The sequence below is a fragment of the Streptomyces sp. NPDC093544 genome, assembly GCF_040683495.1.
Taxonomy (GTDB): Bacteria; Actinomycetota; Actinomycetes; order Streptomycetales; family Streptomycetaceae; genus Streptomyces.
The window spans coordinates 17,089-35,889 of sequence record NZ_JBFBEA010000011.1; the positions used below are offsets into that span (position 1 = coordinate 17,089).

Sequence of the window (18,801 nt, forward strand, 5' to 3'; positions counted from 1 at the left end):
TGCGAACGCGGCCCACCCCGGATTCAACCAGGTTCACGGGCCGCCGCGCAGAGGGCGTGTCAGCGGATGGTGCCGGAGGAGGGGGAGGAAGGGGACGGGGAGGGAGAGGGGGACAAGAGGGGTCCGGGGGCCGCGAGCAGGCCCGGAGTCGTGACGTCCGGCGCCGTGGACCATGAGGTCAGCGCGACCGGGTCGACCTCGGTGAACGGACGTATGAGCGGGGACATCACGGCGGCACCGGCGACCACGGGTGCCGTGAGTGTGTGGATGACTTCCTGGCCACGGCCGACCGGTGCGGGGACTCCGGGCAGCAGCGGCGCGGACACCTCGGTGGGCGCCACCGTGTTCTGGCCGAGCGTCCGCTCGCCCTGCGCGAGCAGCGGCCCCACGGACCGGCGCCGCTGCGACTCAGGAGCCGTCGAGGCCCCCGCGCCCTGCGAACGCGTCGGCGTCACATTGCTTCCGGAACCGGAATCGCCCCGCGAAGCCGTGGTGTCACCGGGGGTCCCGGTGGACACCCCGCCGAGCGCGACCGCGGCCAGCGAGACGGCTCCCGCCGCGGCGAAGGCGAAGCGCAGCCCGCGCGAGGCCGACCGCTCGGCCTCGTGACGGCTGACGTCATGGATACGGAAGCCGCGCCCCGGGGAGGGGGGCAGCACGTCGGCGTGGGGTTCGGAGGGGACGTAGCCGAAGGACTCGCCCCTCACTCCGAAGATGCCGGTGCCGTCGGAGCCGCCGGGGATTCTTCCGCCGAAGGCTCCTCCGCCCAGCGGTGAGCCCGAGCCTGCGCCGGAGTCCCCTCCGCCGGGGAGCCCCTGGAGACGGGCCAGGAAGCTCTCGGAGGGCGGTGGCGGGGCCATCTCCGCGAACACGTTCTTCAGTCGGCGCTGGGCTGCCGCCTCGGCCTTGCACTTCGCACAGGTGGCGAGGTGGGCCAGGACGCGCTCGCGCGACTCATGACCGAGCTCTCCGTCCACGAGGGCGGACAGCCGGTCTCCCAGATGCTGCTCAGCGGGTGTAGGACGTGATCCACTCACGCGGACGCGCCCCCTCCTCCCAGCGCGGGCACACCGGTCACCGCGAAGCCGCGGCGCTCGGCACGGGCCTCGGGAGACCGGTGTGCGAGGGCCTTGCGCAGCTGCGAGCGGCCACGGTGGATCCGGCTGCGGACCGTGCCGAGCTTGACGCCCAGGGTCGCGGCGATCTCCTCGTACGACAGTCCCTCGATGTCACAGAGGACGACCGCGGCGCGGAACTCGGGCGCGAGGGTGTCCAGCGCCTGCTGGACGTCCGCGTCGAAGTGCGCGTCGTTGAAGACCTGCTGCGGGGACGGCTCACGGCTGGGCAGGCGCTCGGCCGCGTCGTCGCCGAGGGCGTCGAAGCGGATGCGCTGCTTGCGGCGCACCATGTCCAGGAAGAGATTCGTGGTGATGCGGTGCAGCCAGCCCTCGAAGGTGCCGGGCGTGTAGGTCGACAGGGAGCGGAAGACACGGACGAAGACCTCTTGTGTCAGGTCCTCGGCGTCGTGCTGGTTGCCCGTCAGTCGGTAGGCGAGCCGGTAGACCCGGCCGCTGTGCGTGCTGACGATCTCCTCCCAGGTGGGCGGAGTCCACGCCTGCGACTCCGCGTCGGTGGTGAACGTCGCGGTCTGCCCGGAGTCGGCACTGTGGAAACGGTCAGCGGTGTTGGTCACGGATTTCGGCTCACCCGCCGACCTGAGAAAGCGCCGCAGCACTCCTCCCCGATCCACAGGCGCAGCCGCACCTCCCCTGTCGGCTCTGGTGGTGTCCAGTGGAGCCCCTACCATAGCCACCTCGCCCGTTAGCTCCGGATAAGCGGTTTTACGAGAATTTGATACGCGCTCATATCGCTGCGTCAGCACTTGCTCACCGCCCTGCTCCGCGGTCTGATCCATGCGCTTCCCCCAGTGCGTTTCCCCACCCCTCTAAACGCCTGGTCCCATCTGCGGGTTCCCGGCGCCAACGGATACAGTCACGGCCAGGCATCTACGGGGACAGGAGAGCGTCATTACCGGCAACCGGCAGCCAAGCTGGGCGGCGTTCGCCGACGCCTTTGCCGCCGAGGACGAAGCACTGCTCTGGGCCCGGGACCGGGCTCACGAGGCAGGGCTGCGCTCGGTGTCGCCCGGTACCGGCGCCGCGCTGCGGTTGCTCGCCGCCACCGTGGACGCGAAAGCGGTGGCGGAGATCGGGACCGGGACCGGAGTTTCCGGAATTCATCTGCTCAACGGCATGCGGCCGGACGGGGTACTGACCACGGTGGATCCCGAGCCGGAGCGCCAGCAGTTCGCCCGCCAGGCGTTTCGAGCCGCCGGCTTCGCGAGCAACCGCGCCCGCTTCATCCCGGGCCGCGCCCTCGACGTACTGCCCCGGCTCGCGGACTCCGGATACGACCTCGTCTTCTGCGACGGCGACCGTCTGGAGTGCCTGGACTACTTCGCTGAATCGTTGCGCCTGTTGCGTCCGGGCGGGCTGGTCGTCTTCGAGGGCGTCTTCGCGGACGGCCGCACGGTGGACTCGGGACCGCAGCCCGCCGAGGTCGACCGGCTGCGGGAACTGCTGCGCGCGGTGCGTGAGAGCCAGGATCTGATCCCCTCGCTGCTGCCGGTGGGCGACGGCCTGCTGTGCGCGGTCAAGCGCTGACCCAGCACCTCGGATTGGGCCGCTGACCAGGGGTTTCATCCATGTCGTATCCCTCAAAAACGGCTGCCCCGGCACCGCGTACGATGCCAGGGCAGCTGATGAAAGGGTATGGTCGCGTCCCGCGTCAGCCGACGACCTTCTTGAGGGCGTCGCCAAGAGCGTCGGCCTCGTCAGGGGTCAGCTCGACGACGAGCCGACCGCCGCCTTCGAGCGGAACGCGCATGACGATGCCCCGCCCCTCCTTGGTCACCTCGAGCGGGCCATCGCCCGTCCGCGGCTTCATGGCCGCCATGCTCGTTCCCCTTCCTGAAACCAGCTCATCGTCGCCGACGGCCCCCTGAAGGGCACGCCCGTCCCCACATAGGACACGCGTCACCGGCATCGAACACATTGCTTCCAGGCCATTATCCCGCATCTCAGGACCCGATGACCAACATCAGTCGGCATCGCTTGCGCAACGCGCTTGAGCAAAACCACTCAATTCGGCGATGTGACTGCGATACTGCGCCGCCGCATGACCTTCCAAGGTCACGAATTCTTTGACGCAGGTCACATGTCCGAGCGGCTCCGCTGTCAGTGATCTCCGTCATGCTGTCCTCGGAAGCAGGACGTACCGGCGGGTAGGCGGGTACGACGGAGCCGCGACACCGGAGGGGAACCCACCATGGCCGACACCGTGCTCTACGAGGTGAGCGACGGACTCGCGACGATCACGCTGAACCGCCCCGAGGCGATGAACGCGATGAACACCGAGACCAAGATCGCCTTCCGGGACGCGGCACAGGCCGCCGCATCCGACGACTCCGTACGGGCCGTACTGCTGACCGCCGCCGGTGACCGGGCCTTCTGCGTGGGCCAGGACCTCAAGGAGCACGTCGGCGGGCTGCTCGCGGCGCGCGAATCGGGCGCGGGCCAGGGCGTCATGAGCACCGTGCATGAGCACTACAACCCGATCGTGCGCGCGCTGACGGGCGCGGCGAAGCCGGTGGTGGCCGCCGTGAACGGCGTCGCGGCCGGGGCGGGGTTCGGCTTCGCGCTCGCCGCGGACTACCGCATCGTGGCCGAAACGGCGGCCTTCAACACATCCTTCGCCGGGGTCGCGCTGACCGCCGACTCGGGGATCTCCTGGACGCTGCCGCGGGTCGTCGGCCCGAGCCGCGCCGCCGATCTGCTGCTCTTTCCGCGCAGCATCACCGCTCAGGAAGCCTTCGACCTGGGGATCGCAAACCGGCTCGTGCCCCCGGGCGAGTTGCGCGCCGAGGCGGAGAAAGTGGCCCGTGCGCTGGCCGAGGGGCCGACCCTCGCGTACGCCGCGCTGAAGGAGTCCCTCGCCTACGCCCTGTCGCACTCGTTGGACGAGTCCCTGGAGAAGGAGGACGAACTCCAGACTCGGGCGGGCGCGTCGGAGGACCACATGATCGCTGTGCAGGCGTTCGTCAACAAGGAGAAGCCGAAGTACCTGGGGCGGTAGCCCCCGCGCGGCCCGGGGATCAGCCCCGGGCCACGCAGTCCACCAGATGGTCGTCGACCAGGCCGCATGCCTGCATCAGGGCGTACGCCGTCGTCGGGCCGACAAAGCGGATGCCGCGCTTTTTGAGGGCCTTGGAGAGGGCGGTCGACTCGTCGGTGACGGCCGGGACGTCACCGAGCCTCTTCGGGGCCGGGCGGGTTGCCGGGTCGGGGGCGAAGGACCAGATCAGCTCGTCCAGCTCACCCGGCGCCCAGTCGGTCAGCACGCGCGCGTTGGCGACCGTTGCCTCGATCTTGGCGCGGTTGCGGATGATGCCCGGGTCGGCGAGCAACCGCTCCTTGTCCGCGTCGGTGAAGGTCGCCACCTTGGCGATCTCGTAGCCGGCGAAGGCGGCACGGAACCCCTCGCGGCGCCGCAGGATCGTGATCCAGGACAGGCCCGACTGGAATGCCTCCAGGCACAGCCGCTCGTACAGCGCGTCGTCGCCGTGGACCGGGCGGCCCCACTCCTCGTCGTGGTACGCCACGTAGTCCTCGGTCGACAGTGCCCAGGGGCACCGCAGCGCGCCGTCCGGGCCCGCGAGTGCGTCGGTCACTGGTGATCCTCCTCGGCGGGCTTCCGCAGCGAGGTGGAGCTGACCGAAGCCGACCTGGCGCCGTCGAGCGCCGCCTCCAGGTCGGCGATCCGGGCGTCGCGCTCGCCGATCTCGGCGCCGAGGCGGCCGAGGGCGTCATCGACGTCCGCCATGCGGTAGCCGCGTACGGCGACGGGGAAGCGCAGCGTCTCGACATCTTCCCTGTTCACGGGGCGGGCCGGCGGAAACGGGTCCACCAGCCGCTCGGGCCCGGCCTCGGGGAGAGGCGCGCTCTCGCCGCCGCCCACCACGGCAACCGTCACCGCGGCGACCACGACGACGAGCGCGACGACCAGGAACAAGAACATGAACATCGCTGAGGTCCCCACGCTCTGGTGCCGACGCGGGGCGCGTCGGCGTGGATTCCGCTGCAGCGGACTGTGCTGAAGCGGTTGGTGCTGATGCTGACAGTGTCGGGTCCGATCGTGCCATGCGAGTCTGACAGTTAAGGTCGCAGGCGGCTTATCAGCGGGACTTACTGGGAGAGGTCACAGGGGATGCTCAGGCTGGGCAGGCACGAATTCGACCCGCACGAGCCGGTGATCATGGCCATCGTCAACCGAACCCCGGACTCCTTCTACGACCAGGGATCCACGTTCCGCGACGAGCCCGCGCTCGCCCGGGTGGAACAGGCGGTGTCCGAGGGCGCTGCGATCATCGACATCGGCGGGGTCAAGGCGGGGCCGGGGGAAGAAGTGACTGCCGAAGAGGAGGCGCGTCGCACGGTCGGGTTCGTCGCCGAGGTGCGGCGGCGTTTCCCCGACGTGATCATCAGCGTCGACACCTGGCGGCACGAGGTCGCCGAGGCGGTCTGCGAGGTGGGGGCGGATCTGCTCAACGACGCGTGGGGCGGGGTGGATCTGCGGCTGGCCGAGGTGGCCGCGCGGTACGGGGTGGGGCTGGTGTGCACCCACGCCGGGGGCGCCGAGCCGCGTACGCGTCCGCATCGGATCGCGTATGACGACGTCATGGCCGACATTCTCCGGGTGACCCTCGGGCTGGCCGAGCGGGCGGTTTCGCTGGGTGTGCCCCGGGAGTCCGTGCTGATCGACCCTGGGCACGACTTCGGGAAGAACACGCGGCACAGTCTGGAGGCGACGCGGCGGCTCGGCGAGATGGTGTCCACCGGATGGCCCGTCCTCGTCTCCCTCTCCAACAAGGACTTCGTGGGCGAGACGCTGGACAAGCCGGTGAAGGAGCGGGTGGTGGGGACGCTGGCGACGACTGCCGTCTCGGCGTGGCTGGGGGCGCAGGTGTACCGCGTCCACGAGGTCGCGGAGACGCGGCAGGTGCTGGACATGGTGGCGTCGATCGCGGGGCATCGGGCGCCGGCGGTGGCTCGGCGGGGGCTGGCGTAGGGCCCGCGGCGGAGCCGCTGATGGATGCAGTCGCCCCCGCCGCCCCTACCCGTCCCGTACCTGGGGGCTGCCGCCCCCAGACCCCCGCCATCGGCCTGAACGGCCTCGTCGTCAAACGCCGGACGGGCTGAAAACCGCTACCGGCCCGCCTCCTTCGACACCAGCGACACCGCCTCGTCCACGTCGTCCGTCAGGTGGAACAGGAGGAGGTCCTTCTCCGAGGCCTTGCCCTGGGCGATGAGGGTGTTCTTGAGCCAGTCGACCAGGCCGCCCCAGTACTCCGTGCCGAAGAGGACGATGGGGAACCGGGTGACCTTCTGGGTCTGGACGAGGGTGAGGGCCTCGAAGAGTTCGTCCAGGGTGCCGAGGCCGCCGGGAAGGACCACGAAACCCTGCGCGTACTTGACGAACATCATCTTGCGGACGAAGAAGTACCGGAAGTTGAGGCCGATGTCGACGTACTGGTTGAGGCCCTGCTCGAAGGGCAGCTCGATGCCGAGGCCGACGGAGATGCCCTTGGCCTCGCAGGCGCCCTTGTTGGCGGCTTCCATGGCGCCCGGGCCACCGCCGGTGATCACGGCGAAGCCGGCCTCGACGAGACCGCGGCCGAGTGCCACGCCCGCCGCGTACTCGGGCGAGTCCGCCTTCGTACGGGCGGATCCGAACACACTGATCGCGGGCGGGAGTTCGGCCAGGGTGCCGAAGCCCTCGATGAACTCCGACTGGATGCGGAGCACCCGCCAGGGGTCGGTGTGCACCCAGTCGGAGGGCCCGCCCGCGTCCAGGAGACGCTGGTCGGTGGTGCTCGCCTGCACCTGATCCCGCCTGCGCAGCACCGGTCCCAGCCGCTGCTCCTCCGGTGGCCGCTTCTTGCCCTCGGGGTTGCCAGTAGCCATGTGCGCTCCCTCCGCTTGCGGTAGTTCCACCCCAGCGTAGATCTACGCGGGTTACGGAGGGGGGACGCGAGCATGTCCGCAGGACACCAGCAGGGCTCAGCTCGCGTCTCAGCCACCTCTCAGGCCGTCAGCCAGGCCCTCAGCCGCTCCTCGGCCTCCGGGATCGCGGAGGCCTTGACCCGCTCGTCCACCTTGTGGGCCAGGAGCTGGGCGCCGGGGCCGTAGTTCACCGCTGGCACGCCGAGCGCGCTGAAGCGGGCGACGTCGGTCCAGCCGAACTTGGGGCGGGCCTCACCGCCGACGGCCGCCATGAAGGCCGCCGCCGCCGGGTGGGTCAGGCCGGGACGGGCTCCGCCGGTGTGGTCGTCGACGATGAACTCGTCCACGCCGCAGTCCGCGAAGTAGTCGCGGACGAAGGCCTCCGCCTCGGTTTCGCTGCGGTCGGGCGCGTAGCGGAAGTTGACGACCAGCGTGCAGGCGTCGGGGATGACGTTGGTGGCGACGCCGCCTTCGATGCGCACGGCGTTCAGGCCCTCGTGGAAGCGCAGGCCGTCCACGACCGGCGTGCGCGGCTCGTACGCGGCCAGCTTGGCCAGGGCCGGGGCCGCCGCATGGATCGCGTTGGAGCCCATCCACGCGCGCGCGGAGTGCGCCCGCTCCCCCTTGAACTTCAGGAACACCCTGAGAGTGCCCTGGCAGCCGCCCTCCACCTGGCCGTCCGTCGGCTCCAGCAGGATCGCGAAGTCGCCCTCCAGCCAGCCGGGGTGGGTTTCGGACACATGCTTCAGACCGTTCAGGTGTGCGGCGACCTCTTCGTTGTCGTAGAAGACGAAGGTGAGGTCGCGATTGGGGGCGGGCACCGTGGCCGCGATGCGCAGCTGGACCGCCACCCCCGACTTCATGTCGCAGGTGCCACAGCCCCACAGCACGCCGTCCTCGTCGAGGCGGGACGGGACGTTGTCCGCGATGGGGACCGTGTCGATATGGCCGGCGAGGACGACGCGCTCGGCGCGGCCCAGGTTGGTCCGCGCGACGACGTTGTTGCCGTACCGGTCGACCGTCAGGTGCGGCAGGGCGCGCAGCGCGGTCTCGACCGCGTCCGCGAGCGGCTTCTCGCCGCCGCTCTCCGAGGGGAAGTCGACGAGCTGCGCGGTCAGCTCGGCAGCGTCCAGCGTGAGGTCAAGGGGGGTATCGGCCATGGCGCCGACCCTAGCGCTCACGGCTCCGCGGGCTCGAACCGGTTATCCACAGCCCCGCATTTCCATGACAGTGACCTCCAGTACCTTGTACGACGTGTCAGAGCCGTCCCCCACCCCTGTCCGGCGCGGCCGCCTCCTCCGTTTCGGAGGGGCCGTCGTGGTCCTGCTCGCGCTCGCCGGCTATCTCACGGTGCAGTACCTCACCGGGGGGCCGGGAGTTCCCCGGTGCACGGTCGTCTCGGGCAAGAGCGACGGCAAGTCGTACGAGTTCACGCCGGAGCAGGCGGTGAACGCGGCGACGATCTCGGCGGTCGGCACCAACCGCGGCATGCCCGAGCGGGCCGTGACCATCGCCCTCGCCACAGCCCTCCAGGAGTCGGGACTGCGCAACATCAAGCACGGCGACCGGGACTCGCTCGGCCTCTTCCAGCAGCGGCCCTCGCAGGGCTGGGGGACGACGACGGAGATCATGGATCCGACGTACGCGGCGGACATCTTCTACGAGCACCTGGCCAAGGTCGACGACTATGCGCAGTTGCCGCTCACCGTCGCCGCGCAGCGGGTGCAGCGCAGCGCCTATCCGGACGCGTACGCGAAGCACGAGCCGGACGCCACGCTGCTTGCCGCGGCTCTGACCGGCCGCTCGGCGGCCACGCTGACCTGTCAGGGCCCCGCCGAGCCGACCCCGGCAGGCGGCACGGACTCGGTACGGGCCGCGCTCGTACAGGACTTCGGGCGTGATGTGCTCCAGGAGACGGCAGCGGATGTGAGCGCCGCGGAGCCCTCCTCCTCACCGACAGCCTCCGCCCCGGCTTCCCCCTCACCCACGACCGCGAGCCGGACCGTGACCGTGCCCGTGTCCACGGAGGGGTCCGGGAGCACCGCCGCGGTCACCGTCCGGCAGCGCGGCTGGGAGCTGGCGCACTGGGCCGTCGCCAACTCCTCGGCACTGCACATCGACCGCGTCTCGTACGCGGGGCGGGAGTGGACGGCCGACAGCACCGACAGCGGGTGGGGTACGTCCGACGGGAACGGGGGCTCGGCCGCGGAGGCGTCCACCGCCGAGGTCCGAATCGTCACTGGGCAGTAGTACGGGTCCTCACCCTTTGGGGGGACGCGGAGCGAGTGGTGGCGGCGATGGACGGAAGTTTTCGCACGGTCGCTGTCGTTTCCGCCGAATCCCTTGAAAACAAAGGGCCGTAAGGATTCGGCAGACTTTCCGACCGGGTGCCCTTTACTCGCCTTTGTCCGCAGATGATTATGCGACGCATTACCAACTCTTTACGTTGGCCCACCGCAACCTTCGCGGGCTTCGAGCGGTAGTCACTGCGTCCGAGTCCGGAACGATCACCTTCGGTCGGTCGACGGTCGGCCGACCACCAGTCGGTCAACTGCCGGGCCTGGATGGACATTTCACCGTTCTCTTCCGTCTAAGGAGCATCATGTCCCTCCCCCTGACCCGCCGGATCGCCCGTGCCGCGCTGCTCGTCGCAGCGGGAGCGGCTGCCGGGGTCGGTGCGGCCAGCTCCGCCAGCGCGGCCCCCGAACTGCCGGCCACCCCCAACCTCGGCGGACTGACCGCCCTGGACGGGGCGAGCGTCGGCAACACGGTCGACGGTGCGGCTCAGAACGTGACCGGGCTCGCGGGCAAGTCCGGCGGCGACGCGGTCAAGAAGTCAGTGCCTGCCGCGGGCAAGACCGGCGGGAAGGTCGCCAAGACGGCGACGCCGGCCGCGCAGCAGGTGGCCGGGGACACCGCGGGGCAGGCCGGAGGCCTGGTCGGTGAGACCGCCAAGACGGCGGGCGGTGGGCTTCCGACGGACGCGGTTACCAAGGGACTGCCCACCGACGCGGTCACCAAGGGTGGACTGCCCACGGAGCAGCTGCCGCTGAAGGGTCTGCCGCTCGGCTAGGCGCCGGGGCTGTACGGCTACGGGGGTTCAGGGAAGGTCTTCTTCCCTGAACCCCCATTTCGCTTGCCCCCGGAAGGAGCTGGAGCCTTCTTGCACGGCACCCGGCGCTGTCGGCTGTGCCCACCCGTCCAGCCCTGCGGGACGACTGCCCACAGCGGTAGCGGCTCGACTGCCCGCCAACGGTGGCAGCTCGGCTACCCGCCGGCGGTAGCGGCTCGGCTGCCCACGAGCGGTAGCGGCGGCCGGCCAGCGGTAGCGCGTCTGCGGGCGCGGCTACCTCGACAAGCGGTCCACCGCGGCCGCCACCCGCTCGTCCGTGGCCGTGAGGGCCACTCGTACGAAGTTTTCGCCCGCTGGGCCGTAGAAGTCGCCCGGGGCGGCGAGGATGCCCAGGTCGGCGAGGTGGGCGACGGTGGTCCAGCAGGACTCGTCGCGGGTGGCCCAGAGGTAGAGGCTGGCCTCGCTGTGTTCGATGCGGAAGCCGTGCCGCAGCAGGGCGTCCCGCAGGGCCCTGCGGCGGGCCGCGTAGCGCTCGCGCTGTTCGCGGACGTGGGTGTCGTCGGACAGGGCGGCGATCACGGCGGCCTGGGTGGGCGCGGAGGTCATCAGGCCGCCGTGCTTACGGATCTGGAGGAGGTCGCCGAGGACTGCGGGGTCGCCCGCGAGGAACGCGGCGCGGTAGCCGGCCAGGTTCGACCGCTTGGAGAGCGAGTGGACCGAGACGATCCCCTCGTACGAGCCACCGCACACGTCCGGATGGAGCACCGAGACCGGGTCGGCCTCCCAGCCCAGTTCGATGTAGCACTCGTCGGAGAAGACGAGGATGTCGTGCTCTCGGGCCCAGCCGACGATCCGGGTGAGCTCGGCCCGGGACAGGACGCGGCCCGTCGGGTTCGACGGGGAGTTCAGCCAGAGGAGCTTCAGGCCCGTCGGGTCCAGGTCCGTCGGGTCGTCGTAGGCCACGTGGTCCGCCTGGGCCAGGCGGGCGCCGACCTCGTACGTCGGGTACGCCAGGCGCGGGTACGCGACCTTGTCCCCGGGGCCCAGGCCCAGCTGGGTCGGGAGCCAGGCGACCAGTTCCTTGGAGCCGACGATCGGGAGTACGTGATGGTGGGTGATGTCCCGTGCGCCGAGCCGTCGTTCCACCCAGCCCGTGAGCGCGTCGCGCAGCTCGGGCGTGCCCCACACCGTGGGATAGCCCGGCGAGTCCGCGGCCGCGACCAGAGCTTTCTGGATCAGCTCGGGCACCGGGTCGACCGGGGTGCCGACGGACAGGTCGACGATGCCGCCCGGGTGAGCGGCGGCCGTCGCCTTGTAGGGCTCCAGCTTGTCCCAGGGAAAGGCGGGAAGCCGGTCGGTGACTGCGGACACGGGATGGGCTCACTTTCTGATGCGTACGGCGGCCTGGGGCCCGTACGTATCGCTGGTACTCGCTGCACTCACGTGCAGTCGCTGTGCACCGGTACGGCAAACGCCTCGGTCCCGCACGGCGATCAAGGCGATCAGGCCGTACGGGACCGAGGCGGCGCGTGGGTGCGGGCCGCTTACTGGTTCTGCGGCGGGAGCGCTGCGACGAAGGGATGGTCGCGCTCGATCAGGCCGAGCTTGCTGGCGCCGCCGGGCGAGCCGAGTTCGTCGAAGAACTCGACGTTCGCCTTGTAATAGTCCTTCCACTCCTCGGGAGTGTCGTCCTCGTAGAAGATCGCCTCGACCGGGCACACCGGCTCACAGGCTCCACAGTCGACGCATTCGTCCGGGTGGATGTACAAGGACCGGGAGCCCTCGTAGATGCAGTCGACCGGGCACTCCTCGATGCACGCCTTGTCCTTGACGTCGACACAAGGCTGCGCGATGACGTAGGTCACGCTGTCGTTCCTCCTCGATAGGGCGCTGGCGGGCCTCCGTAGGCTCCGCCGCCTGGCGCGCGGAAGCGCGGCGTCGTCGATGCCCGCACCTAGTATCTCCGTTCTTGGTCCTGATCCGAACAGGAGGGGTGAACTGACCTGTGGAAATCTCTGCGTTTGGCCGACTTGAGGTCCGCATCACCGCTGCTGACGTGGGCAAACGCGTCTCTGTTCGGCGGCGCTACGAGGATGCCACCAACGGGGAGAAATTCACTGACACGGTGGGTGTTCTCACATCATGGGACGACGGTGTGTTGACGATCACACGACGGACCGGCGAACGTGTCCGGATGCCGGAATCCGTGCTGGTCGCGGGCAAGGTCGTACCGTCCGCCCCGGCACGGCGACGGGGCCCGGTGGCCTCGTACGAGGAGCTGGCCCGGGTCGCCGCGCGGGCCTGGCGGCCGGTGGAGAGCGAGCGGCTCGGTGAGTGGGAGCTGCGGGCGGCCTCCGGGTTCACCCGGCGCGCCAACTCCGTGCTGCCGCTCGGCGAGCCCGGCCTGCCGCTGGACGAGGCGCTTTCGTACGTACGGGGCTGGTACGCCACCCGTGATCTGCCCGCGTACGTCCAGACCGCCACCGGGGCCGAGGGCACGCAGGAACTGCTGTGCGCCGAGCTGGAGGCGCGCGGGTGGGCGCGTGAGGTGACGGCCGAGCTGTGGATCGGGGCGCTCGCGCCGATCGGGGACCGGGAGGCGCCCGGGGTCGTGATCTCCCGCGAGGCGGACGCCGCCTGGCTGGACCGCTACCAGCGCAAGGGGCTGAGCGAGGTGGCACTGAAGGTGCTGGGGAGCGGCCCCTCGGTGTGGTTCGCGACGGTGCCGGGGGCGGCGGGTGCGGCTCCGGCCGCGATCGGGCGGTGCGTGGTGGACGGGCGGTGGGCCGGTTTCGCCGCCGTCGAGGTCGACCCGGCGTACCGGCGCCAGGGGCTCGCGACGGCTGTGATGGCCGCGCTGGCCCACCGCGCCCTGGACGAGGGCGCCTCGGCGGCCTGGCTCCAGGTGGAGGCGGACAACGCGGGGGCGCGTGCGCTGTACGGGGGGATGGGGTTCGGAGCGCATCACGCGTACCACCACTATCGGTGGGTGCCTGATGTCCCCGCGGTCCCCGCCGTTCCCGCCGTTCCCGCCGATCCCGCCGATCCCGCCGATCCCGCCGATCCCACCGTCGCCACCGTTCCGGCCGACTCCGCGGTCCCCGCCGATCCCGCCACCCCGGCTGACTCCGATGTCCCCGCCAGTTCCGCCGACTCCGATGTCCCCGACGTTCCCGCCACCCCCGCCAATTCCGCCGTCCTCGCCGTACCCGCTGATCCCGCCGCCTTCGCGGACTCCGCCATGCCCGCCGTCCCCGCCGACTCTGCGCTCCCCGCGGCCCCCACCGATCCCGCGGCCCCGACAGTCCCTGCCGATTCCGCCATGCCCGCCGACTCCGCCGCCCCCACCGATCCCGCAGTCCCCACCGTCCCCTCCGATCCCGCGGACTCCTCCGTACCCGCCGTACCCGCCGTACCCGCGGACTTCTCCGTACCCGCTGGCTCCGCGACCCCCGCAGTCCCCACGGCCCCCTCCGATCCCGCCGTCCCCACCGTCCCCACCGATCCCGCAGTCCTCACCGTCCCCTCCGATCCAGCGGACTCCTCCGTACCCGCTGGCTCTGCGGCCCCCGCAGTCCCCACGGCCCCCGCCGGTCCCGCCGTCCCCGGCGTCCCTATCGATCCCGGCGTCCCCACCGATCCCGCCGCCCTCGCGAACTCCGCCGTACCCGCGGCTCTAGCGAAAGCTCCCGCCCGCCGCGAGGCCGGCACCCAGCCGCGCGACCGGTATCGATCGTCGTGAACGGGCACGAGGCTGCTATGCGTTCTCCTCATCCTCCGGAGCCGGAGCGGGCCGCCGAGGTGCGGCGGCGGTTCGGTGTGGAGGCGCGGGCCGAGCGGCCCGATCTGGCGGTGCTGTGTCTGCTGGTGGGGGCCGCGGCGGACGGCGGCCTCGACGAAGCCGGGATGGACGCGGCGCAGATCGAGCTGGACCGGCTGGCGGGGCTGTTGCCGTTCCGGCCCGGCGGGCCTCGGTCCTGGGCGGCCGCGCTCGGTGAACTCCTCGGCGCGCGCTGCGAGTTCCGCGGCTCGCCCGCCGACTACCAGCGGCTCGGTTCCTCGCTGCTTCACGAGGTACTGCGGCGGCGGCGCGGGTTGCCCATCCTGCTCTCCGTGGTGTGGATGGAGGTCGCCCGGCGGTCCGGTGCGCCCGTGTACGGGGTCGCCCTGCCCGGGCACTTCGTCGTCGGCTTCGGGCCCCCGGAGCAGCAGGTCCTCGCCGACCCCTTCGACGGCGGCCGCGTGCTCAGCGGCTCCGACGCGGAGTTGCTCGTCGCGGGGGCGACGGGGGCGCCGCTCGACGCGGCGATGCTCTCACCGGCCGACCCGCTCGACGTCGTCCTGCGGATCCTGAACAACATCCGGGCGTGGGCTGCCGCCCGGCCCGAGCGGTCCGATGTGGCCCTGTGGGCCGTCGAGTTGTCCTTGGCGCTGCCGTCACATCCTGCCCGGTTGCGCTACGAGCGGGCCCAACTTCTTGTCCAGCGGGGCGACTTCCTCGGCGGGGCGGTTGAACTCGACGCTTATGCCGATGTGGTGGCTGCGGTCGATGAAGCGGCCGGGGACCGTGTGCGGCAGCAGGCGCATGCCGCGCGGGCCATGCTCAACTGACTCGCCCGAGCGCCGAAGGGGCTTGCGCCGTCGCGCGACCACAGCCCTCGTCGTGGCTGGTCGCGCCCCCGCGGCGGAGCCGCACAATGTCACAGCCCCGCGCCCCTTGCGGGGCCTCCCCCGGCCCGCGTTCTACAGCCACCCCTTCTCCCTCGCGATCCGTACCGCCTCCGCTCTGTTCCGGGCCGCCAGTTTCTGGATTGCCGTGGAGAGGTAGTTGCGGACGGTGCCCTGGGAGAGGTGGAGGGCGAGGGCCAGTTCGGCGTTGGTGGAGCCGTCGGCCGCCGTGCGGAGGACCTCGCGTTCGCGGTCGGTGAGCGGGTTCGCGCCCTCGGCGAGGGCGGCGGCGGCCAGGGTGGGGTCGATGACCCGCTCGCCGGCGAGTACCTTCCGTACCGCTTGGGCGAGTTGGGCGGCCGGGGCGTCCTTGACCAGGAAGGCGTCGGCGCCGGCCTCCATGGCGCTGCGCAGATAGCCGGGACGGCCGAAAGTCGTGAGGATGACCAGCTTGAGGCCGGGCAGGGCCCGGTGGACTTCGGCCGCCGCCTCGATGCCCGTCTTGCCCGGCATCTCGATGTCGAGCAGCGCCACGTCCACGTCGTGCTCACGCGCCGCCGCCAACACCTCGTCCCCGCGGGCCACTTGGGCGACGACGTCGATGTCCGGCTCAAGCCCCAGCAGGGCGGCGAGCGCCTCGCGGACCATCGACTGGTCCTCGGCGAGCAGGACCTTGATCGTGCGGCTCATGCCCCGGATCCTACGGGTCCCGCGGATCCTGCGGGCCGGTCGGCCACGCCGCCCGTACCACCCGTACCACCCGTACCACCCGTACCGCCGGTACCGCCCACACCGCCCGTAGGCACCCGCGCGACCAGCCGGAACCCGCTCCTCGCCCGCCCGGCCTCCAAGGAACCGCCCGCCTTCTCCAGGCGTTCGGCCAGCCCGGTGAGACCGTTGCCGGGCCCACCGCCGGAGCCGCCCGAGCTCCCGGACCCGTCGTCCTCCACGGACAGTTCGAGTACCGGCCCGTCCAGCGTCTGACGGTGTACGAGCCCCACCACGCAGCGCCGGGCCCCACTGTGCCGTACGACATTGGTGACCGCCTCGCGCAGCGCCCAGGCCAGCGCGGACTCGCTCTCCTCGGGGACCTCGGTGAGATCCGGCTCGGCCGGCAGGTCCACGAGGATGCCCGCCGCCGCCAACGCGACCTTCGTGCCCGCGAGTTCACCGGCCAGCCGGGGCCGCCGGTAACCGGTGACCGCCTCGCGTACGTCGACGAGGGCCTGGCGGCTGACGTTCTCGATGTCGGCGACCTGCTGGGCCGCCTTGTCGGGGTGGTCCGGGAGCATGCGCCCGGCCAGCTCGCTCTTGAGCGTGATCAGCGACAGCGAGTGCCCCAGCAGGTCGTGCAGGTCACGGGCCAGCCGCAGCCGTTCCTCGTTCGCGGCGAGCTGGGCGACGGTGGCGCGGGCCTCGCGCAGTGCGATGGTCGTGCGCACGAGTTCACGTACGCCGGTCATCGCGAACCCGCCGAGGACCGCCGGGATGAGGAGAGCGCCCAGATACGCCGTGCCGTCCGGGACGGCCAGGGCGACCGCCGTCAGCAGGGCGGCGGCGCACGGGATGCTCCAGCGCGCCAACCGCAGCGGAAGCGCCGCGCCGGACGCGATCGCGACGTACACGAAGAGGACGAGCCACTCCCGGCCCAGGGTGAGGGACAGGACCGTGGACTGGGCGGCGAGGACCGCGAGGGAGCCGAGCACCAGGGCGTTGGTCTCGCCGCGGCCGGTGCGGAACACCAGGATCATGTACCAGCAGACAAAGGCGACCAGGCCGAGCCAGCCGAGGATCCGGACTCCGGTGCTGTGCCCGCCGTTCAGCAGGTCGGTGACGGGCGCGCTCAGATAGACGAGCCAGATGCCGGTCCACAGGGACTTGACCATCTTCTGCTTGCGGTTCTGCGGGCGCTGCCCGATGCCGACGCCGCTCACGCCTTCAGCGTGTCCTTCCGGTACAGCCAGGCCGCGCCTCCCGCGAAGAGGACGAAGGAGACGGCGAGGATGGCGAGGTCCGTCGCGTGCGGGGCGTTGCCCAGTTCTATGGACTGCCCCAGGCCAGCGTACGCGTGCGTGGGCAGCCACTTCGCGATGCTCTGCAGCCAGTCGGGGAAGGTCGTGCTGGGCAGCCACAGACCGCCGAGCATCGACAGACCGAAGTAGACGATCATCGTGATCGGGCGGACCGCGTCGCCGCTGGCGATGTAGCCGATGGCGACGCCGAGCGCGGCGAAGACCAGGCTGCCGGCCCAGATCGCGAAGGTGAGGACCACCCACTGCCAGGCGTCGAGGCGTACGTCCTTCACGGCCGCCGCGACGATGAAGACGATCACGATCGAGGGCAGGCTGATGACGGCGGCGCTCGCCGTCTTCGCCAGCACATAGCCGCGGCCCGGGAGCGTGGTCAGCCGCAGCTGCCGTACCCAGCCGCTCTCCCGTTCCTTGGCGATGCGCTCGCTGTTGCCCATCAGGACGGCGGTCAGGGCGCCGAAGGAGGCCATGGAGACCATGTAGAAGGTCGGCAGGGTGAGACCGGTGCCGTCCACCTGGGTGGTGCTGTCGGCGCTGCCCGCGATCAGCAGGAACAGGGCCGAGGGGTAGATCACCGAGAAGAACAGGAACTTGCGGTTGCGCAGGGCGCGGGTGATCTCCAGCTTGATGAGGCTGTTCACTTCTGCTTCGCCTCCTCGGCGGCCGTGATGGCGACGAAGGCCTGCTCGAGACCGAGCCCGGCGACTTCGAGGTTGCGGGGGTAGACGCCGAGGCCGTACAGCGCGTGGACGGTCGCGTCGGCGTCGGTGGACTGGATGCGGACCGTGTGGCCCGAGATGTCGATGGTGGTGAGGAACGGCAGCGCTCGCAGCTCGGCCTCGTCGACCTGGCCGGCCGAGGTCTCCAGATCGAAGGCGATCCGCCGCGCGCCCGCCTTCGCCTTGATCTCGGCGGCGGTGCCGTCGGCCAGCAGGTGGCCCCGGTGCAGGACGAGCACCCGGTCGGCGATCGCGTCGGCCTCCTCCAGGTAGTGCGTGGCGAAGAGGACCGTACGGCCCTGGTCGGCCTGCTCGCGCATGGTGGCCCAGAAGGCCTGGCGGGCGGAGACGTCCATGCCGGTGGTGGGCTCGTCGAGCACGATCAGGTCGCTGTCGCCGGCGGTGGCGAGGGCGAAGCGCACACGCTGTTCCTGGCCGCCGGAGAGCTTGTTGACCTTGCGGTCGGCGAGCTGTGAGATGCCCGCGCGGGCCAGTACGTCGGTGGCCCGGAACGGCTTCGGGTGCAGATCGCAGGCGAGCCTCACCAGTTCCCCGACGGTGACCTCGTCCATCAGCCCGCCGCTCTGTAGCATCGCCCCGACCCGGCCGGCGACGATGGCCTCGCGCGGGCCCGCCCCGAACACCCGGACCACGCCGCTGTCGGGGCGCTTGAGGCCGAGGAGCAGGTCGAGGGTGGTCGACTTGCCCGCGCCGTTGGGGCCGAGCAGGGCGACGGTCTCGCCGGGGTGCAGGTCGAGCGTCAGTCCGTCCACGGCCCGGACGCCGCCGTAGCTCTTGGTCACCGATTCGAACCCGACCACCGAGGTGGTGGCCGTCGCAGTCGTTGTCATGTGCCCCATGGTGGCGGCGCGGGGGGCGCCGCCGGCAGTGCCGACTGTCGGGCATCCGGGATGACAGATGTCATGCGGCTCGGCGCCGGCGTTCGGCGCGCAGTGCCTCCGGCGCGGGGCTCCAGCGTCCAACTCCCTTGCCAGGACAGCGTTGCCGCGGCTGTCCGTGAGGACCAAGTCGGTGGCGAACGCGACGGCGTGCGCCCAGTCCGTGGTGGACCGGTTCGCGCTGCCCGCGCCCGAGTCGGTCAAATCGACGCCCAGGTGCGTGAGATGGCGTAGTTCCGGCACCCGGCGGCCGCCATGGCCCCTACTGGCAACGCTGTCTCGGATCCTGGCGGACGACAAAGACGACAAGGACAACAAGAGGGCGCCCGGCCATGGGAGTCATGGCCGGGC

At 71.1% G+C, this 18,801-nt stretch carries 19 protein-coding genes and 1 pseudogene; 7 read left to right on the forward strand and 13 right to left on the reverse strand.

The window, feature by feature from the left end:
* Nucleotides 1-59: 59 nt before the first annotated feature.
* Together AB0N66_RS18040 and sigE are read right to left on the reverse strand one after the other, a co-directional pair.
* On the reverse strand, nt 60-1,037 hold the full coding sequence (locus AB0N66_RS18040; RefSeq protein ID WP_365435350.1) for a zf-HC2 domain-containing protein: 978 nt from the start codon (nt 1,035-1,037) through the stop codon (nt 60-62).
* Entirely contained in the window at nt 1,034-1,735 is a 702-nt protein-coding gene (gene sigE / locus AB0N66_RS18045) for an RNA polymerase sigma factor SigE (protein WP_365435353.1), read from the reverse strand. The genes AB0N66_RS18040 and sigE overlap by 4 nt, the downstream gene beginning before the upstream one ends.
* Nucleotides 1,736-1,961: 226 nt before the next feature.
* Here sigE and AB0N66_RS18050 point away from each other — a divergent pair, with 226 nt between their 5' ends.
* On the forward strand, nt 1,962-2,663 hold the full coding sequence (locus tag AB0N66_RS18050; protein ID WP_365436059.1) for an O-methyltransferase: 702 nt from the start codon (nt 1,962-1,964) through the stop codon (nt 2,661-2,663).
* Between the two features lie 124 nt (nt 2,664-2,787).
* On the opposite strand, the gene AB0N66_RS18055 is transcribed toward AB0N66_RS18050, so the two are convergent.
* On the reverse strand, nt 2,788-2,955 hold the full coding sequence (locus AB0N66_RS18055; RefSeq protein WP_003966491.1) for a DUF3117 domain-containing protein: 168 nt from the start codon (nt 2,953-2,955) through the stop codon (nt 2,788-2,790).
* Nucleotides 2,956-3,327: 372 nt separating this feature from the next.
* Between AB0N66_RS18055 and AB0N66_RS18060 the strand changes: the two genes are divergently transcribed.
* A complete protein-coding gene (locus AB0N66_RS18060) occupies nt 3,328-4,134 on the forward strand; it encodes an enoyl-CoA hydratase-related protein (RefSeq protein ID WP_365435356.1) in 807 nt (268 codons plus the stop codon).
* Nucleotides 4,135-4,153: 19 nt separating this feature from the next.
* Here AB0N66_RS18060 and AB0N66_RS18065 read toward each other — a convergent pair whose 3' ends face one another.
* A complete protein-coding gene (locus tag AB0N66_RS18065; protein WP_365435359.1) occupies nt 4,154-4,729 on the reverse strand; it encodes a DNA-3-methyladenine glycosylase I in 576 nt (191 codons plus the stop codon).
* Complete coding sequence (locus AB0N66_RS18070) at nt 4,726-5,082, reverse strand: DivIVA domain-containing protein (RefSeq protein ID WP_365435362.1); 357 nt, start codon at nt 5,080-5,082, stop codon at nt 4,726-4,728. Before AB0N66_RS18070 ends, AB0N66_RS18065 begins: the two co-directional genes overlap by 4 nt.
* A 183-nt stretch (nt 5,083-5,265) precedes the next feature.
* Between AB0N66_RS18070 and folP the strand changes: the two genes are divergently transcribed.
* Nucleotides 5,266-6,126: a dihydropteroate synthase gene (gene folP / locus AB0N66_RS18075; protein WP_365435365.1), complete on the forward strand. Its 861-nt coding sequence runs from the start codon at nt 5,266-5,268 to the stop codon at nt 6,124-6,126.
* Between the two features lie 137 nt (nt 6,127-6,263).
* Here the strand turns inward: folP and AB0N66_RS18080 are convergent, their stop codons facing one another.
* The gene (locus AB0N66_RS18080; RefSeq protein ID WP_365435368.1) at nt 6,264-7,022 is read right to left on the reverse strand and encodes a TIGR00730 family Rossman fold protein; all 759 of its coding nucleotides are present in this window, start codon (nt 7,020-7,022) and stop codon (nt 6,264-6,266) included.
* A 119-nt stretch (nt 7,023-7,141) separates the two neighbouring features.
* Nucleotides 7,142-8,221: a succinyl-diaminopimelate desuccinylase gene (gene dapE / locus AB0N66_RS18085; protein WP_365435371.1), complete on the reverse strand. Its 1,080-nt coding sequence runs from the start codon at nt 8,219-8,221 to the stop codon at nt 7,142-7,144.
* Between the two features lie 94 nt (nt 8,222-8,315).
* On the opposite strand from dapE, the gene AB0N66_RS18090 reads away from it, so the two are divergent.
* The gene (locus AB0N66_RS18090) at nt 8,316-9,311 is read left to right on the forward strand and encodes a heavy metal transporter (protein WP_365435374.1); all 996 of its coding nucleotides are present in this window, start codon (nt 8,316-8,318) and stop codon (nt 9,309-9,311) included.
* Nucleotides 9,312-9,663: 352 nt separating this feature from the next.
* Nucleotides 9,664-10,134, forward strand: a complete 471-nt coding sequence (locus tag AB0N66_RS18095; protein WP_365435377.1) for an ATP-binding protein — start codon at nt 9,664-9,666, stop codon at nt 10,132-10,134.
* A gap of 273 nt (nt 10,135-10,407) precedes the next feature.
* On the opposite strand, the gene AB0N66_RS18100 is transcribed toward AB0N66_RS18095, so the two are convergent.
* Nucleotides 10,408-11,505: a bifunctional succinyldiaminopimelate transaminase/glutamate-prephenate aminotransferase gene (locus AB0N66_RS18100; protein ID WP_365435380.1), complete on the reverse strand. Its 1,098-nt coding sequence runs from the start codon at nt 11,503-11,505 to the stop codon at nt 10,408-10,410.
* A gap of 173 nt (nt 11,506-11,678) precedes the next feature.
* Nucleotides 11,679-11,999, reverse strand: coding sequence for a ferredoxin (gene fdxA / locus AB0N66_RS18105; RefSeq protein WP_019058397.1), 321 nt, complete (start codon nt 11,997-11,999; stop codon nt 11,679-11,681).
* A gap of 140 nt (nt 12,000-12,139) precedes the next feature.
* Here fdxA and AB0N66_RS18110 point away from each other — a divergent pair.
* Together AB0N66_RS18110 and AB0N66_RS18115 are read left to right on the forward strand one after the other, a co-directional pair.
* Nucleotides 12,140-13,120: pseudogene (locus AB0N66_RS18110) on the forward strand (GNAT family N-acetyltransferase); the annotation flags it as partial.
* 773 nt (nt 13,121-13,893) lie between these two features.
* On the forward strand, nt 13,894-14,745 hold the full coding sequence (locus AB0N66_RS18115) for a transglutaminase-like domain-containing protein (RefSeq protein ID WP_365435383.1): 852 nt from the start codon (nt 13,894-13,896) through the stop codon (nt 14,743-14,745).
* A gap of 132 nt (nt 14,746-14,877) precedes the next feature.
* On the opposite strand, the gene AB0N66_RS18120 is transcribed toward AB0N66_RS18115, so the two are convergent.
* From AB0N66_RS18120 to AB0N66_RS18135, 4 genes are read right to left on the reverse strand one after another with little or no spacing between them, the layout of a single operon-like run.
* Complete coding sequence (locus AB0N66_RS18120) at nt 14,878-15,492, reverse strand: response regulator transcription factor (RefSeq protein WP_365435386.1); 615 nt, start codon at nt 15,490-15,492, stop codon at nt 14,878-14,880.
* Complete coding sequence (locus AB0N66_RS18125; protein ID WP_365435389.1) at nt 15,489-16,736, reverse strand: histidine kinase; 1,248 nt, start codon at nt 16,734-16,736, stop codon at nt 15,489-15,491. The genes AB0N66_RS18120 and AB0N66_RS18125 overlap by 4 nt, the downstream gene beginning before the upstream one ends.
* On the reverse strand, nt 16,733-17,473 hold the full coding sequence (locus AB0N66_RS18130; RefSeq protein ID WP_365435392.1) for an ABC transporter permease: 741 nt from the start codon (nt 17,471-17,473) through the stop codon (nt 16,733-16,735). Before AB0N66_RS18130 ends, AB0N66_RS18125 begins: the two co-directional genes overlap by 4 nt.
* On the reverse strand, nt 17,470-18,402 hold the full coding sequence (locus tag AB0N66_RS18135) for an ABC transporter ATP-binding protein (protein WP_365435395.1): 933 nt from the start codon (nt 18,400-18,402) through the stop codon (nt 17,470-17,472). Before AB0N66_RS18135 ends, AB0N66_RS18130 begins: the two co-directional genes overlap by 4 nt.
* Nucleotides 18,403-18,801 lie beyond the last annotated feature (399 nt).